The organism is Pseudomonas sp. B21-059 (assembly GCF_026016285.1).
Lineage (GTDB): Bacteria > Pseudomonadota > Gammaproteobacteria > Pseudomonadales > Pseudomonadaceae > Aquipseudomonas > Aquipseudomonas danubii.
This window is the reverse complement of the sequence record NZ_CP087201.1, coordinates 6,265,320-6,280,024: the sequence shown is the minus strand read 5'-3', so window position 1 is coordinate 6,280,024 and position 14,705 is coordinate 6,265,320. Positions and strand designations below refer to the sequence as shown.

General features: G+C 62.0%; 12 protein-coding genes. 4 read left to right on the top strand and 8 right to left on the bottom strand.

Annotated elements, in window-relative coordinates:
- Positions 1-75: 75 nt before the first annotated feature.
- The 3 genes from betA to betI form a co-directional block, all read right to left on the bottom strand.
- Entirely contained in the window at positions 76-1,779 is a 1,704-nt protein-coding gene (betA, locus tag LOY69_RS27975; protein ID WP_102881120.1) for a choline dehydrogenase, read from the bottom strand.
- A gap of 174 nt (positions 1,780-1,953) precedes the next feature.
- Complete coding sequence (betB, locus tag LOY69_RS27970; protein WP_102881119.1) at positions 1,954-3,426, bottom strand: betaine-aldehyde dehydrogenase; 1,473 nt, start codon at positions 3,424-3,426, stop codon at positions 1,954-1,956.
- A gap of 81 nt (positions 3,427-3,507) precedes the next feature.
- Positions 3,508-4,128 (bottom strand): transcriptional regulator BetI, encoded by a 621-nt coding sequence (gene betI / locus LOY69_RS27965; protein ID WP_016966359.1) that lies wholly within the window; start codon positions 4,126-4,128, stop codon positions 3,508-3,510.
- A gap of 486 nt (positions 4,129-4,614) precedes the next feature.
- Here betI and LOY69_RS27960 point away from each other — a divergent pair, with 486 nt between their 5' ends.
- On the top strand, positions 4,615-6,567 hold the full coding sequence (locus tag LOY69_RS27960) for a BCCT family transporter (protein ID WP_240322063.1): 1,953 nt from the start codon (positions 4,615-4,617) through the stop codon (positions 6,565-6,567).
- Positions 6,568-6,756: 189 nt separating this feature from the next.
- On the opposite strand, the gene choV is transcribed toward LOY69_RS27960, so the two are convergent.
- The 3 genes from choV to LOY69_RS27945 form a co-directional block, all read right to left on the bottom strand.
- Entirely contained in the window at positions 6,757-7,935 is a 1,179-nt protein-coding gene (gene choV, locus LOY69_RS27955) for a choline ABC transporter ATP-binding protein (protein ID WP_253084015.1), read from the bottom strand.
- Positions 7,932-8,777 carry a choline ABC transporter permease subunit gene (choW, locus tag LOY69_RS27950; RefSeq protein ID WP_102862017.1) on the bottom strand — a complete coding sequence of 282 codons (846 nt, stop codon included), beginning with the start codon at positions 8,775-8,777 and terminating at the stop codon, positions 7,932-7,934. Before choW ends, choV begins: the two co-directional genes overlap by 4 nt.
- Positions 8,778-8,842: 65 nt before the next feature.
- Positions 8,843-9,787 carry a choline ABC transporter substrate-binding protein gene (locus LOY69_RS27945; RefSeq protein ID WP_102881117.1) on the bottom strand — a complete coding sequence of 315 codons (945 nt, stop codon included), beginning with the start codon at positions 9,785-9,787 and terminating at the stop codon, positions 8,843-8,845.
- Positions 9,788-10,214: 427 nt separating this feature from the next.
- Here LOY69_RS27945 and LOY69_RS27940 point away from each other — a divergent pair, with 427 nt between their 5' ends.
- A complete protein-coding gene (locus tag LOY69_RS27940; RefSeq protein WP_102881116.1) occupies positions 10,215-11,591 on the top strand; it encodes an L-serine ammonia-lyase in 1,377 nt (458 codons plus the stop codon).
- A gap of 447 nt (positions 11,592-12,038) precedes the next feature.
- The gene (locus tag LOY69_RS27935; protein WP_060841469.1) at positions 12,039-13,142 is read left to right on the top strand and encodes a GlxA family transcriptional regulator; all 1,104 of its coding nucleotides are present in this window, start codon (positions 12,039-12,041) and stop codon (positions 13,140-13,142) included.
- Here LOY69_RS27935 and aac(6') read toward each other — a convergent pair whose 3' ends face one another.
- Entirely contained in the window at positions 13,143-13,589 is a 447-nt protein-coding gene (gene aac(6'), locus LOY69_RS27930) for an aminoglycoside 6'-N-acetyltransferase (protein WP_102881115.1), read from the bottom strand. It abuts the gene before it with no gap.
- A gap of 65 nt (positions 13,590-13,654) precedes the next feature.
- Positions 13,655-13,918 carry a hypothetical protein gene (locus LOY69_RS27925; protein ID WP_025131152.1) on the bottom strand — a complete coding sequence of 88 codons (264 nt, stop codon included), beginning with the start codon at positions 13,916-13,918 and terminating at the stop codon, positions 13,655-13,657.
- 313 nt (positions 13,919-14,231) lie between these two features.
- On the opposite strand from LOY69_RS27925, the gene LOY69_RS27920 reads away from it, so the two are divergent.
- A complete protein-coding gene (locus tag LOY69_RS27920; RefSeq protein ID WP_102881114.1) occupies positions 14,232-14,660 on the top strand; it encodes a DUF4952 domain-containing protein in 429 nt (142 codons plus the stop codon).
- Positions 14,661-14,705: the final 45 nt, after the last annotated feature.

Sequence of the window (14,705 nt, the reverse complement as noted above, 5' to 3'; positions counted from 1 at the left end):
CGGGCAATGCGGGGGCAGGAAATACGCGGGGAGGTGAAAAAGGCACCGACCCTTGCGGTCGGTGCCCAGTACTGCTTACTGCGCGGTCGGAGTGATATCGCGCATTGGCTTGCCACGCACCGGGGCGTTGCCCGCTACGTAGTAGTCGGCCTTGCTGCGGGGCAGCGGCTGACGGCCACGGATCTTGTCGGCGATTTTCTCGGCCATCATGATGGTCGGCGCGTTGAGGTTGCCGGTGGTGATGATCGGCATGATCGAGGCATCCACCACGCGCAGGCCTTGCATGCCGTGCACGCGACCCTGGCCATCCACTACCGCCATGTCGTCGGTGCCCATCTTGCACGAGCAGGATGGGTGGAACGCGGTCTCGGCGTGCTCGCGGATGAACGTGTCCAGTTGCTCGTCGGTCTGCACCTCGATGCCCGGGCTGATTTCTCGACCACGGAAGGCGTCCAGGGCCGGCTGTTGCATGATTTCCCGGGTCAGGCGGATGCCGTCGCGGAATTCCTGCCAGTCCTGCTCGGTGGCCATGTAGTTGAAGAGGATGCTCGGGTGCTGGCGCGGGTCCTTGGACTTGATCTGCACGCGACCACGGCTCGGCGAACGCATGGAACCCATGTGCGCCTGGAAACCGTGCTCTTTCACGCCGTTGCTGCCGTTGTAGTTAATCGCCACCGGCAGGAAGTGGTACTGGATGTTCGGCCATTCGAACTCTTCACGGGTGCGAATGAAACCGCCGGCTTCGAACTGGTTGCTGGCGCCGATGCCGGTGCCGTTGAACAGCCATTCGGCACCGATGGCCGGCTGGTTCCACCACAGCAGCGATGGGTACAGCGACACCGGTTGGGTGCAGGCGTACTGCAGGTACAGCTCCAGGTGGTCCTGCAGGTTCTCGCCGACGCCCGGCAGGTCGTGGACCACCGGGATGTCCAGGCTTTCCAGCAGGGCGCGGGGGCCGACGCCGGAGCGTTGCAGCAGTTGCGGCGAGGCGATGGCGCCGGAGCTGACGATCACTTCCTTGCGGGCGCGGGCTTCCACGCGCTCTTCGGTGCTGCCTTGCAGGTAGCTCACGCCCACGGCGCGCTTGCCGTCAAAGAGGATCTTGTCGGTCAGGGCGTGGGTGACGATGGTCAGGGTCGAACGCTTCTTGGCGATGTCCAGGTAACCGCGGGCGGTGCTGGAGCGACGACCTTTAGGGGTGACCGTACGGTCCATCGGGCCGAAGCCTTCCTGCTGGTAGCCGTTCAGGTCTTCGGTGCGCGGGTAACCGGCTTGTACACCGGCTTCGACCATGGCGTGGAACAGCGGGTTGTTGCCGGCTTTGGGCGTGGTCACGCTGACCGGGCCTTCGCCGCCGTGGTAGTCGTTGGGGCCGATGTCACGGGTTTCCGCCTTGCGGAAGTACGGCAGGCAGTCCAGGTAGGTCCAGTCTTCCAGGCCTGGCAGCTTGGCCCAGCCGTCGTAGTCCATGGCGTTGCCGCGGATGTAGCACATGCCGTTGATCAGCGACGAGCCACCCAGGCCCTTGCCGCGACCGCACTCCATGCGACGACCGTTCATGTGTGGCTCTGGATCGGTCTCGTAGGCCCAGTTGTAGCGACGGCCTTGCAGTGGGAAGGCCAGTGCCGCCGGCATCTGGGTACGGAAGTCGAAGCGATAGTCCGGGCCGCCGGCTTCCAGCAGCAGGACGGTGACGCCTTCGTCTTCAGTCAGACGGGTCGCCAGGGTGTTACCGGCAGAGCCGGCACCCACAATGATGTAATCGAATTCTTGGGACATTGAATGCACCCTCTTTGAGATTGGTCAGGTCGCACGATCAATAGGCCTGTAGCTGCTGCCGAAGGCTGCGATCGGCCGCGCAGCGGACGTGCTTCGGCGATCGCAGGAAGGTCCTTCGGACCTTTTCGCAGCCTGCGGCAGCGGCTACAGGGGTTGTCGTTCAGGCTGGGTGTCTTAGAACACCGAGGCGTAGTCGCCCAGCTCGACCTGTACCGACTTGATGCGGGTGAAGTTGTTCAGCGAGCTGATGCCGTTCTCACGGCCAACACCCGATTGCTTGTAGCCGCCAACCGGCATCTTGGCGTCGGATTCGCCCCAGGCGTTGATCCAGCAGATACCGGCTTCGAGCTGATGAATCACGCGGTGGGCGCGGTTCAGGTCCTTGGTGACGATACCGGCAGCCAGGCCGAAGTCGGTGTCGTTGGCGCGGCGGATCACTTCTTCTTCGGTTTCGTAAGTCAGGATCGCCATCACTGGGCCGAAGATTTCTTCACGGACGATGGTCATGTCGTCGGTGCAGTCGGTGAACACGGTCGGTGCAACGAAGGCACCCTTGGCGAATTCGCCGTCGGTCAGGCGCTCGCCGCCGCACAGTACGCGGGCACCTTCTGCTTTGCCCTTGGCGATGTAGCCCAGCACGCTTTCCATGTGCTGGAAGCTGACCAGCGGACCGAAGTTGGTGTTTTCGTCTTCCGGGTTGCCGATGCGGATGCGCGCTACGCGCTCGGCGATCTTGGCTTCGAAAGCGGCTTTCAGGTGGCTCGGTACGAACACGCGAGTACCGTTGGTGCAGACCTGACCGGAGCTGTAGAAGTTGGCCATCATGGCGGTGTCGGCGGCGCGATCCAGGTCGGCGTCGTCGAAGATGATCAGCGGCGACTTGCCGCCCAGTTCCATGGTCACGTCTTTGAGCGAGGAGCTGGAAGCGCTGGCCATGACTTTCTTGCCGGTGTCGGTGCCGCCGGTGAAGGAGACTTTCTCGATACGCGGGTGCTCGGTCAGCCAGGTGCCGACTTCACGGCCGCTGCCAGTCAGCACGTTGAACACGCCAGCCGGTACGCCGGCTTCGGTGTAGATCTCGGCCAGTTTCAGGGTGGTCAGCGAGGTGACTTCGCTGGGCTTGAAGATCATCGCGTTACCGGCGGCCAGGGCTGGCGCGGATTTCCACAGGGCGATCTGGATCGGGTAGTTCCAGGCGCCGATGCCGGCCACTACGCCCAGAGGCTCGCGACGGGTGTAGACGAAGGAGGTGGTGCGCAGCGGGATCTGCTCGCCTTCGATGGCCGGTACCAGGCCTGCGTAGTATTCCAGCACGTCAGCGCCGGTGACGATGTCCACGTACTTGGTTTCGGAGAAGGCTTTACCGGTGTCCAGGGTTTCCAGAGCGGCCAGTTCGTCGTTGCGCTCGCGGAGGATTTCCACGGCGCGACGCAGGATGCGCGAACGCTCCATGGCAGTCATGGCGGCCCAGATCTTCTGGCCTTTTTCGGCGCTGACCACGGCGCGTTCCACGTCTTCCTTGGTCGCACGCTGCACTTGTGCGAGAACTTCACCGTTGGCCGGGTTGATGGCATCGAAAGTGGCGTCGCTGCCGGCATCGGTGTAGCCGCCGTCGATGTAGAGTTTTTGCAGTTCGAAACGGGCCATAGTGTCCTCGCAAGTGCATTAAGTAGTGGGCTTGACCACCGGGCGTATCCCGAAGTTCAGGACACGTTGATCAGTGGCGGGTCAGGGGCCGAGCGTCTCTTTTGTGCTCTGGCGCTCCTGCTTAGCCAGTTGTAGATCCATGTATTCGTAAGCGATCCGTATCGCCTGGTCGGTGTCGAATGCATCACCCGACAAGGCACCACGCAGCCACAAACCGTCGATCAAAGCCGCCAGGCCGCGAGCTGCCTTGCGCGCATGGTAGAGCGGCAGGGCACGGCGGAACTGGCAACACAGGTTGGAATACAAGCGGTGGTCGTTGATCCGCTGCAACCTGTGCAAATCGGGCTGGTGCATGCTGGAAGCCCAGAAGGCCAACCAGGTTTTCATTGCCGGGCCGTTCACCTGGCTGGCATCGAAGTTGCCCTCGATGATCACTTTCAGGTGAGCGCGCGGGCTGTCGTCCGTCAGGGCCTGGCGGCGTGCTCTGACGCCTTCGTTGAGCATGCTCATGATGTAACCCATCGTCGCTGCGATCAGGCCGTTCTTGTCCCGAAAGTAGTGACTGATGATGCCGTTTGAAACACCGGCCAAACGGGCGATCAGCGCAATGCTGGCGTCCCCCATTCCGACCTGATCGACGGCCTGTAGCGTGGCTTCGATCAATTGCTGGCGGCGTATGGGTTGCATACCGACCTTGGGCATCTGATACCTCTCCTTAGGCCTGTCGGCGGGCGTATGACGCCGGTCGACTTGTGGGCCAGTCTATTTTGTTTTGATTGAACGTTCAATCAACAAAGAATAAGATCTGCGACAAATCGTCGCTGCCTGGGGAGGTTTTCCTACTCGCGGACGGCGGGAAAACGACCTCCGAAATAGCCCAAAACTTACACGTGGCATGGCGTGGACCGGCAAGAGTAAGGACGTGTTGAAGGGGCAGGACGCTCCGGGGAACAGGCGACGAGCTGCAGGTTCGTCACTGACCTTGGATGCGGGTGCGCAACGCGGCTTTTGCGGTTTCGGGCTTTTTCGGGGTGTCTTTATATCACCCGATGATCGGCTGCCAACTAACCGATTGGTCGGGTGCGGTGTTGCCTTGTGTCCTTCTCTCGCACTGCCTGGAGCATCTGTGCAATGAGTTCTGCCTCTCTTATAAAGACCCCACCGGAGAAGGTGCGGGTCAACGGTTGGGTGTTCTACACCTCCACCGCGCTGATCCTGTTGTTGACCGCCATTCTGATCATCGCCCCGCAAGAGGCCGGCCGACTGCTGGGCATTGCCCAGGCCTGGTTGTCCCGCAGCTTCGGCTGGTACTACATGGTGGTGATCGCCGCTTACCTGGTGTTCGTGGTGGGCCTGGCGTTCTCCTCCTACGGCAAGCTCAAGCTGGGGACCAAGCAAGACACCCCGGACTTCAGCTACGGTGCCTGGGCCGGGATGCTGTTCTCCTCCGGTATCGGTATCTCGCTGCTGTACTTCGGTGCTTCCGAGCCCCTGGATCACTACTTCAACCCGCCCGAAGGCGTACCCGGCAGCAACCTGGCCGCACGCCAGGCGTTGCAGCTGACCTTCCTGCACTGGGGCCTGCATGGCTGGGCGATCTACGCCCTGGTGGGCCTGGCGGTGGCGTACTTTGCCTATCGTCATAACCAGCCGCTGGCGCTGCGTTCGGCGTTGTATCCGCTGGTGGGCGAGCGCTGGGTCAAGGGCGCGGCCGGCCACGCAGTGGACGGTTTCGGCATGTTCGTGACCCTGCTGGGCCTGGTGACCAACCTCGGGATTGGTTCGATGCAGGTGTCTTCCGGCCTGGAAAACCTGTTCGGCATGGAGCACAGCAACACCAACCTGCTGATCGTGATCATCGTCATGAGCACGGTGGCCACCATTGCCGCGGTGTCCGGTGTGGAAAACGGCATCCGCCGCCTGTCCAACCTGAACATCGTGCTGTTCAGCGGCCTGTTGATTTTCGTCCTGCTGTTCGGCCCGACCCTGCACCTGCTCAACGGCTTCGTGCAGAACATCGGCGACTACCTCAACGGTGTGGTGCTCAAGACCTTCGACCTCTATGTGTACGAAGGCGACAACGCCAAGTCCGACCGCTGGCTGGGCCTGTGGACCCTGTTCTACTGGGCCTGGTGGATTTCCTGGGCGCCATTCGTAGGCATGTTCATTGCGCGTATTTCCCGTGGTCGCACCGTGCGTGAGCTGGTCGCCGGCGTGCTGCTGATTCCCCTGGGCTTCACCCTGGCCTGGCTGTCGATCTTCGGTAACTCGGCCCTGGACCTGGTGGTCAACCAGGGAGCGGTGGAACTGGGCAAGACGGCGCTGGAACAGCCGTCCATGGCGATCTACCAACTGCTTGAGCACTACCCGGCCTCGAAGATTGTCATCGGTGTCTCGATCTTCGTCGGCTTCGTGCTGTTCCTGACCCCCGCCGACTCCGGCGCGGTGATGATGGCCAACCTGTCCTGTAAAGGCGGCAACGTCGACGAAGACGCCCCGCACTGGCTGCGGATCTTCTGGTCGGTGGTGATCACCCTGGTGACCATCGGTCTGTTGTTCGCCGGTAACTTCGAAGCCATGCAGACCATGGTGGTGCTGGCCGGCCTGCCGTTCTCGGTGGTGCTGATCTTCTTCATGTTCGGTTTGCACAAGGCCATGCGCCAGGACGTGCAGATCGAGCAGGAACAAGCGCAATTGGCCGAGCGCGGTCGCCGTGGTTTCAGCGAGCGCCTGACCCAGCTGGACCTGCAACCGACCCAGTCGGTGGTGCAGCGTTACATGGACAAGCACATCAGCCCGGCGCTGCAGGAAGCCGTCGCGCAACTGCGCACCCTGGGCCATGAAGTGCAGACCAACCTGGGCAAGTCCAAGAGTTTGCTGGGCCTGCGGGTGGAAATGGAGGAAGGCAATCCCTTCGTCTATGAAGTGAGCCTGGACGGCTACCTGGCGGCACCGAGCGAATCGGCCCAGCCGGAAGGGGCGGACAGCGAAGTGCGCAGTCGTTTCTACCGCGCCGAGGTGTACCTGCACAACGGCAGCCAGGAATACGACTTGATGGGCTTCACCCAGGAGCAGATCACCCGTGATGTGCTCGATCAGTTCGAAAGCCATCGGCAGCTCCTTGGCCGGGTCTATAGCTGAGTGAAGTAACGGACCGCTCCCGACGGAGCGGCTCCACCCGCTGTAGGAAGCCGGCTTGCCGGCGAAGGCGCCCTTCAAGGGGGCTGCAAGGCTTCAGGGCCTGTTCGCTGGCGAGCCAGCTCCTACAGAAGGGCGTGTGTCGATAAAGCAAAACGCCGCGATTGCTCGCGGCGTTTTTGTGTCTGCGGCTTAACCCAGGTTCTTGCCGAGCAGCGCGTGGTAGAGCTCGCTGTCGCCAAGGATGCCGACGACTTTCTGGTTGTCGTGGAGCACCAGTTTGTTGCCGGTCTGGTAGCGGATCTGCAGGGCGTCGCGCATGCCGATGTTGGAGTCCACCAGGGTCGGGCGTCGGCCCAGTTCTTCCACCGCCTGCCCCGGAGTCCAGTTCTGCAGGTCCATCTGCGAGCCGTTGCGGCGGGCGCCCTTGATGGTGTTGCCCTCCGCCAGGTCGAGCCAGGAGTCGCCGCCCGGGTCCAGGCACACGGAGCCGTTGACCCGCTTGCAGTTGTCCAGGCTGCGCATCAGGCTGCGACCGCAGAGCACGTTCAGCGGGTTGGTGTGGGCGACGAAGGTGCGCACATAGTCGTCCGCGGGGTTGAGCACGATCTCTTCCGGCTTGCTGTACTGGATGATCCGCCCGTCTTTCATGATGGCGATGCGGCTGCCCAGCTTCAGGGCCTCGTCCAGGTCGTGGCTGACAAACACGATGGTCTTGCTCAGCTTGCGTTGCAGTTCCAGCAGCTCGTCCTGCAGACCCTGGCGGATCAGCGGGTCGAGGGCCGAGAAGGGTTCGTCCATCAGCAGGATATCGGCGTCCATGGCCAGGGCGCGGGCCAGGCCCACACGCTGCTGCATGCCGCCGGACAGCTCGTCGGGCTTCTTGTTGCGCCACTGGGTCAGGCCCACCAGCTCAAGTTTCTCGTCCACCAGCTTGCGCCGTTCCTTCTCCGGTCGGCCCTGCATCTCCAGGCCGAAGCTGATGTTCTCGCGCACCGTCAGCCAGGGCATCAGGGCGAACTTCTGGAACACCATGGCGATGCGCTGGGTGCGCATCATCTTCAGTTCGGCGGGGGAGCAGGAGGCAATGTCGATCTGCTGGCCTTCGTGTTCGACGAACAGCTTGCCGCGGCTCACGGTGTTCAGGCCGTTGATGCAGCGCAACAGGCTCGACTTGCCGGAACCGGAGAGGCCCATCAGCACGCAGATCTCGCCTTTCTGGATGTCCAGGCTGGCTTTTTCCACGCCGACGATCTGCCCGGTTTTCTTCAGGATCTCGTTGCGGGTCATGCCCTGGTCCAGCAGCTTGAGCGCCTCCCGTGGGTCCTTGGAGAAGATAACGTCGACGTTATCGAAGCGGATTATGCTCATGCGTCACCCCCTACTTTGGCTTCAGGTTGTTTGCAGATGCGGTCGAGCATGATCGCCAGCAGCACGATCGCCAGGCCGGCTTCGAAGCCCAGGGCAATGTCGGCGGTGTTGAGTGCGTTGACCACGGGTTTGCCCAGGCCGTCGGCGCCGACCAGGGCGGCGATCACCACCATCGACAGCGACAGCATGATGCATTGGGTAATACCGGCGGCGATGCTCGGCATGGCGTGGGGCAGCTCAATGCGCGACAACAACTGACGGCGCGAACAGCCAAAGGCCTTGCCCGCGTCCATCAACTCTTGTGGAACATCGCGAATGCCCAGGTAGGTCAGGCGGATCGGCGCGGCAATGGCGAACACCACCGTGGAGATCAGGCCGGGTACCACCCCGAGGCCGAACAGGGTCAGGGTCGGGATCAGGTAGACGAATGTGGGGACGGTCTGCATCAGGTCCAGGACCGGACGCATCATGGTGTAGAACAGCGGCTTGTGCGCGGCGACGATTCCCAGGGGCACGCCGATCAGCACGCAGACCAGGGTGGCGAACAGCACCTGGGCCAGGGTTTCCATGGTTTCCTGCCAGTACCCCAGATTGAGGATCAGCAGGAAGGACAGCACGACAAATACAGTCAGGCCCCATTTGCGCTGGATCAGGTGCGCCAGCAGGGCAATCAGGCCGATCAGGGCCAGGGGATTGAACCAGGTCAGCGCGAACGTCACGCCGTGGATCATGGTTTCCAGGGTGGTAGCGATCGCATCGAAGGTGCTGGCACCGTGTTTCGTCAACCAGTCTACGAAAGCCGCGATGTACTGGCCCAGGGGGATTTTCTGATCAGTGAGCATGGTATTGAACGTCCGCATGCAAGGAAAAAACAGCCCGGGCGGGCAAGCCCGCCCGGCGTAAGCGATTACTGGGCAAGCTTGGCCTTCACGGCTTCCAGGCCGGGTTTACCGTCAATGGTGGTCACGCCAGCGAGCCAGGTATCGAGCACCTGTGGATTCTTCTTCAGCCAGGCCTTGGCGGCCGCGTCAGGTTTCATCTTGTCGTCCAGCACGTTGCCCATCAGGGTGCTTTCCATGTTCAGGGTGAACGACAGGTTCTTCAGCAACTGGCCCACGTTGCTGCACTCGGTGGTGTAGCCCTTGCGGGTGTTGGTGTAGATGGTGGCCTGGCCGAAGTTGGGGCCGAAGAAGTCGTCGCCACCGGTCAGGTACTTCATCTTGAAGCGTGTGTTCATCGGGTGCGGTTCCCAGCCCAGGAACACCACCGCGGTGTCGCGACGCTGAGCGCGCTCAACCTGGGACAGCATGCCCGCCTCGCTGGACTCCACCACCTTGAAGCCGGCGTCCTTGAGGCCAAAGGCGTTCTTGTCGATCATCGTCTGGATGGTGCGGTTGCCGTCGTTGCCCGGCTCGATGCCGTAGATCTTGCCGTCCAGCTCCTTCTTGAACTTGGCGATGTCGGCGAAGTCTTTCAGGCCTTTGTCATACAGCGACTCGGGAACTGCCAGGGTGTACTTGGCGTTTTCCAGGTTGGCGCGCACGGTCTCCACGGTGCCAGCGTCGCGGTAGGGCTTGATGTCGTTTTCCATGGTCGGCATCCAGTTGCCGAGGAACACGTCCATGTTCTTGCCGTCGGCCAGGGACTTGTAGGTCACCGGCACGGAAATCATCGTGGTCTTGGTCTTGTAGCCCAGGGCGTTGAGCACAACGCTGGTGGTGGCGGTGGTCACGGTGATATCGGTCCAGCCGACATCGGAGAAGTTTACGGTGCTGCATTGCTCCGGTTCTGCGGCGTGTGCCAGAAGCGGCAGACTCAGCATGGCGGCCAACAACAACGGGGAACCTTTCATAGGGGGGACTCCTGGATGTTTTTCTGGCGGCGTATGGACCGCGCTTATAAGTGTGGCGGTTGGTGTGCCGGGGACAGCTCTACCACCGTGCCTTGCAATCGAGTCGAGACTGATCATGTACCAGTGAAAAACTGTCGCCTACGGGGTGCGTCGTATCCAGTACAGGGAGGGTCGCATCCAGTGTCGGTGAGGTCGCTTACAGTGTTTCCGGGCATTTTTTCCTGCATCTGCACCGCAAAAAACGCCCAGAACCCGAGCCTCGCGCCAGGCGGCGTTGGTGGGCATGAGTGGGTCGGTGTCAGACGTCGCGAGGCGCGGTAAAAGCCTGATGATGCGCCCTTCTCGGCGGATTGCAGCTTGAGCGTAGCAGCTCCGTCAGAGGGCGTTTTCAGCGCCTGGACTGTGCTCATCGAGGAGTTACGCAGTAATGGCTATCAGTGTTTTCGACTTGTTCAAGATCGGCATCGGGCCTTCCAGTTCCCACACCGTCGGGCCCATGCGCGCCGCGGCGTTATTCGTCCAGGTATTGAAGGAACGCCATCTGCTGGAGCAGGTGCGGCGGATCGAAGTGCAACTGTTCGGCTCGCTGTCGGCCACCGGCATTGGCCATGGCAGCGACAACGCGGTGATCATGGGCTTGATGGGGGAGTGGCCCGATGCGATCGACCCGTCGCTGATCGGCCCGCGCATCGAACGGCTCAGGGAAACCCACACCCTGTTGCTGGACGGACGGCTGGCTGTGCCGTTCACCTGGTCCCGGGACATGCGCCTGCTGGACGAAAACCTGCCCTTTCACCCTAACGCCATGACCCTGGTGGCCGAAGGTGAGGGCGGGGAGCTGTTGCGCGATACCTATTATTCAGTGGGCGGCGGTTTTGTCGTCGACCAGGCCCAGGCCAGTAGTGGCGTGGCGGACCTGGATCGTAGCGAGCTGCCTTACGATTTCTCCAGTGCGGTGGAACTGCTCAGCCTGTGCCAGAAGCACAACCTGCGAGTCGCCGAACTGATGCTGGCCAACGAGAAGGTCTGGCGTTCGGAAGAGGAAATCCGCAGCGGCCTGATGACGCTGTGGCGCGCGATGCAGGATTGCGTGGAACAGGGGCTCAAACACGAAGGCATCCTGCCCGGCGGGCTCAATGTACGTCGGCGCGCGGCCAAGCTGCATCGCAGCCTGCAGGAGCTCAATAAACCCAATGTGATCGGCTCGACCTTGAGCGCCATGGAGTGGGTCAACCTGTTCGCCCTGGCGGTGAACGAAGAGAACGCCGCCGGTGGACGCATGGTCACCGCGCCCACCAACGGCGCAGCGGGGATCATTCCGGCGGTACTGCACTATTTCATGAAGTTCAGCGAGGACGTGACCGACGCCAACGTGGTGGACTTCTTTCTGGGCGCGGCGGCCATCGGCATCCTGTGCAAGAAGAACGCTTCGATTTCCGGGGCCGAAGTCGGTTGCCAGGGCGAAGTGGGTTCGGCCTGTGCCATGGCCGCGGCGGGGTTGGCGGAGATTCTCGGGGCCACGCCCGAGCAGTTGTGCAACGCCGCGGAAATTGGCCTGGAGCATAACCTCGGCCTGACCTGCGACCCGGTGGGCGGGCTGGTGCAGGTGCCCTGCATCGAGCGCAACGCGATTGCCGCGGTGAAGGCGATCAATGCCGCGCAGATGGCCTTGCGCGGCGATGGCCAGCATTTCATCTCCCTGGATCGGGTGATCCGCACCATGCGTGATACCGGGGCCGACATGCACGACAAATATAAAGAGACTTCTCGCGGTGGGCTGGCGGTGAGTGCGGTGGAGTGTTGAGTCTGCATGGGGCGCTACGCCGGCTACTGCACAGGGACGGCGGCGCGCCCAAATTGCTCATCAGAGGAGGGGCGCGCCACCTTTTAGCGCGTCGTGAATAGACAAGTGGCCAAGCGGGCTGATGGACCTCGGCGTCCGTCGCTCGGTTGTGCTTTGAGTGACACTCGCCAGTCCTGGCCCGACGCATCGGTCGCGCAAGTGCTACCTAACTGCTCACCGCTGCGCCTGCCGCCTTCTGTGCGGTGATTCCGGCGCTTCTTATCCGCACATTGCCAAGGGCTATATAGACGCGTCGCGACGTCGTTTTCAGGAGTTATTGAATGCCCATTCAACTTTAGGCATGGCAATTGCTCTGTGAATATCAAGCCCGCCTCCGATGAGTCGCAGGGCACATAAAAAGAGCCTCCGCCTGAGGCCATCACCCGCTTTGTGTGAGGAGATATCGCGATGACGTCGTTCAACTCCGGGGCCCAACCCCAGAACCGTGCGCCTCAATCCATCGGCTTTCTGCTGCTGGACAATTTCACGCTGATTTCCCTGGCCTCCGCAGTCGAACCCCTGCGCATGGCCAACCAACTGTCCGGCCGCGAGCTGTATCGCTGGACCACCCTCAGCGTCGATGGCGGTCAGGTCTGGGCCAGTGACGGTCTGCAAATCACCCCCGACGCCTCCATGCACAAAGCCCCCAGCCTCGACACCGTGATCGTCTGCGGCGGCATCGGCATCCAGCGCACCGTGACCCGTGAACATGTGTCCTGGTTGCAAAGCCAGGCTCGCCAGTCGCGCCGCCTCGGCGCGGTGTGCACCGGCAGTTGGGCCCTGGCCTGCGCCGGTCTGCTGGACGGCTTCGATTGCAGCGTGCACTGGGAATGCCTGGCGTCGATGCAGGAAGCCTTCCCCCGGGTCGCCATGAGCACCCGCCTGTTCACCCTCGACCGCAACCGTTTCACCAGCTCCGGCGGCACCGCGCCACTGGACATGATGCTGCACCTGATCAGTCGCGATCATGGCCGTGAGTTGTCAGCGGCGATCTCGGAGATGTTCGTTTACGAGCGCATCCGCAACGAGCAGGATCACCAGCGCGTGCCCCTCAAGCACATGCTCGGCACCAACCAGCCCAAGCTCCAGGAAATCGTTGCGCTGATGGAAGCCAACCTCGAAGAGCCGATCGATTTGGACGAGCTGGCGGTGTACGTGGCCGTCTCCCGGCGACAGTTGGAGCGGCTGTTCCAGAAGTACCTGCATTGTTCGCCGTCGCGCTACTACCTCAAGCTGCGGTTGATCCGCGCGCGGCAACTGCTCAAGCAGACGCCGATGTCGATCATCGAAGTGGCGTCGGTGTGTGGTTTTGTCTCTACGCCGCACTTCTCCAAGTGCTACCGCGAGTACTTCGGCATTCCGCCCCGTGACGAGCGCATCGGCTCCAACACCACCCAGCAGGTGGCGATGATGCCGCTGCCGCAAGCCATGGTCCTGGCGCCGCTGTCCGGCCCGCTGTCGGCCTTGAGTCAGGCGCGCAACGAGTCGACCTTCGCCAGCGTGCGTCTGTAGTCACAGACGCTTCTTGAAATACACCACGCGTTCGGTTTCTTCGAAGCCCAGCGCGTGGTGCAGTGTCTGGCTGGCCAGATTGTCCAGGCTGGTGTCAGACGCGATCTCCACACACCCGGCCTGGCGTCCCCACTGGCTGACCTGCTCGATCAGTTGCTGGGCAACGCCCTGGCGACGGTGCTCGGGAGCCACATAGATTCCTTCGAGAAACACCACCGGCGAACTCTCGGTGCCGTTGACGTAGTCGTGGCGCAGCGCCGCCTCGGCCAGGCCGATGGCTTCACCGTTCTGGGCAAAGGCCAGCCAGCAGCCATAGCGCTCGGGTGCGGCCAGCATCTGGCGGATTTCGGCCAGGTGCTCCTCTGGCGGACAGTCGGGCCACAGGCCCAGGCGCAATTGCAGCCAGCTGGCCGCGTCGGCGGATGAGCCGGGCTGTATCGGGATCATGAGTGCTTGCCTGTTTTCGCCAGAGGGACGCGCACTCTAGCAATCCGCTCAGGGCACAGGGAGACTCACGCGCGTTTTTGCTGCAGGTACTCGGCCAGGGCCGGCAGCAACTGGCGATCAATGGCCTGGCGCACCGCGGGAAGAATGGTCGCATTACCGGTGAGCATCTGCTCCACCATGCCCTTGAGCGCCTTGGCCCGTGCATCGCTCAAACCGCGCACCGCACATTCACAGGCCTGCTCGGCGCTGGCGCCTGCGGGCATCTCGAAACCCAGGGCCCGGAGTTGTCCCAGCAGGTCGTCCTGATCAATCAAATCCGCATGCATCATGACGCTCATCCTTATTCAGGTAACGTGGTCGTCAGTCGATTCTGGTTGGCCGTCCGGGCGGCGGCAAGGACAGATGGTCGCGATGGCCCGTTTACCTATGAACAGGTCGTTTTCGGCTAACTCGATGGCTGATGGCCGGTTGCAACAGCGTCTGGAAAAAGACGGTCAATCAAGTCTCGCGGCGCTTGCGTGTGATGGCCCGGGCTTGCATAAGGGTGGATATTGAGCCGTGCTGGCGCTCAAGGACCCCCGCCGCAAGCGGCGGGGGTTGGCAGGATGGCCGTTGGGGCAGAAATATAGGGAGCTGTAGTGGATGAAAGTGATGTTCAACCTGGGTTTGGCCTGTTTGTTGTGGATGGTTTGCAGCGCGGCTGCGGCAGCCACCGAGTGTGGCGATTTTTTGCGGGCCATGACCGATCCGCCGAAATCCCTGGAGTTTTTTCACTGTGAGTCGCAGCCCGAGGATCAGGGCGCACCGCTCACCGCGAGGTATCGGGTCAAAGGTCAGGATGCCCATCAGGTAGAGCGCTATCTGCAGCGGGAACTGGGGCTGCAGGAGGGGCTCAAGTTTGTCTGCTGTGGCTGGGAAACGAAGGGGTTCATTTCCTATAGGGATAAGAAGACCGGGCGTCATTATCAGATCGGCATGGGCTCTGAAGAGACGCCCTACAACCAGCGCCGGGATTGGCACAAGATCGGCTATTTCTACGTGACGGTGGTGTTCTATACCGAGGACATCTGAACCCCTGCAATGACCCTATTGCCTACGGGCAGGTCGTTTTCGGCT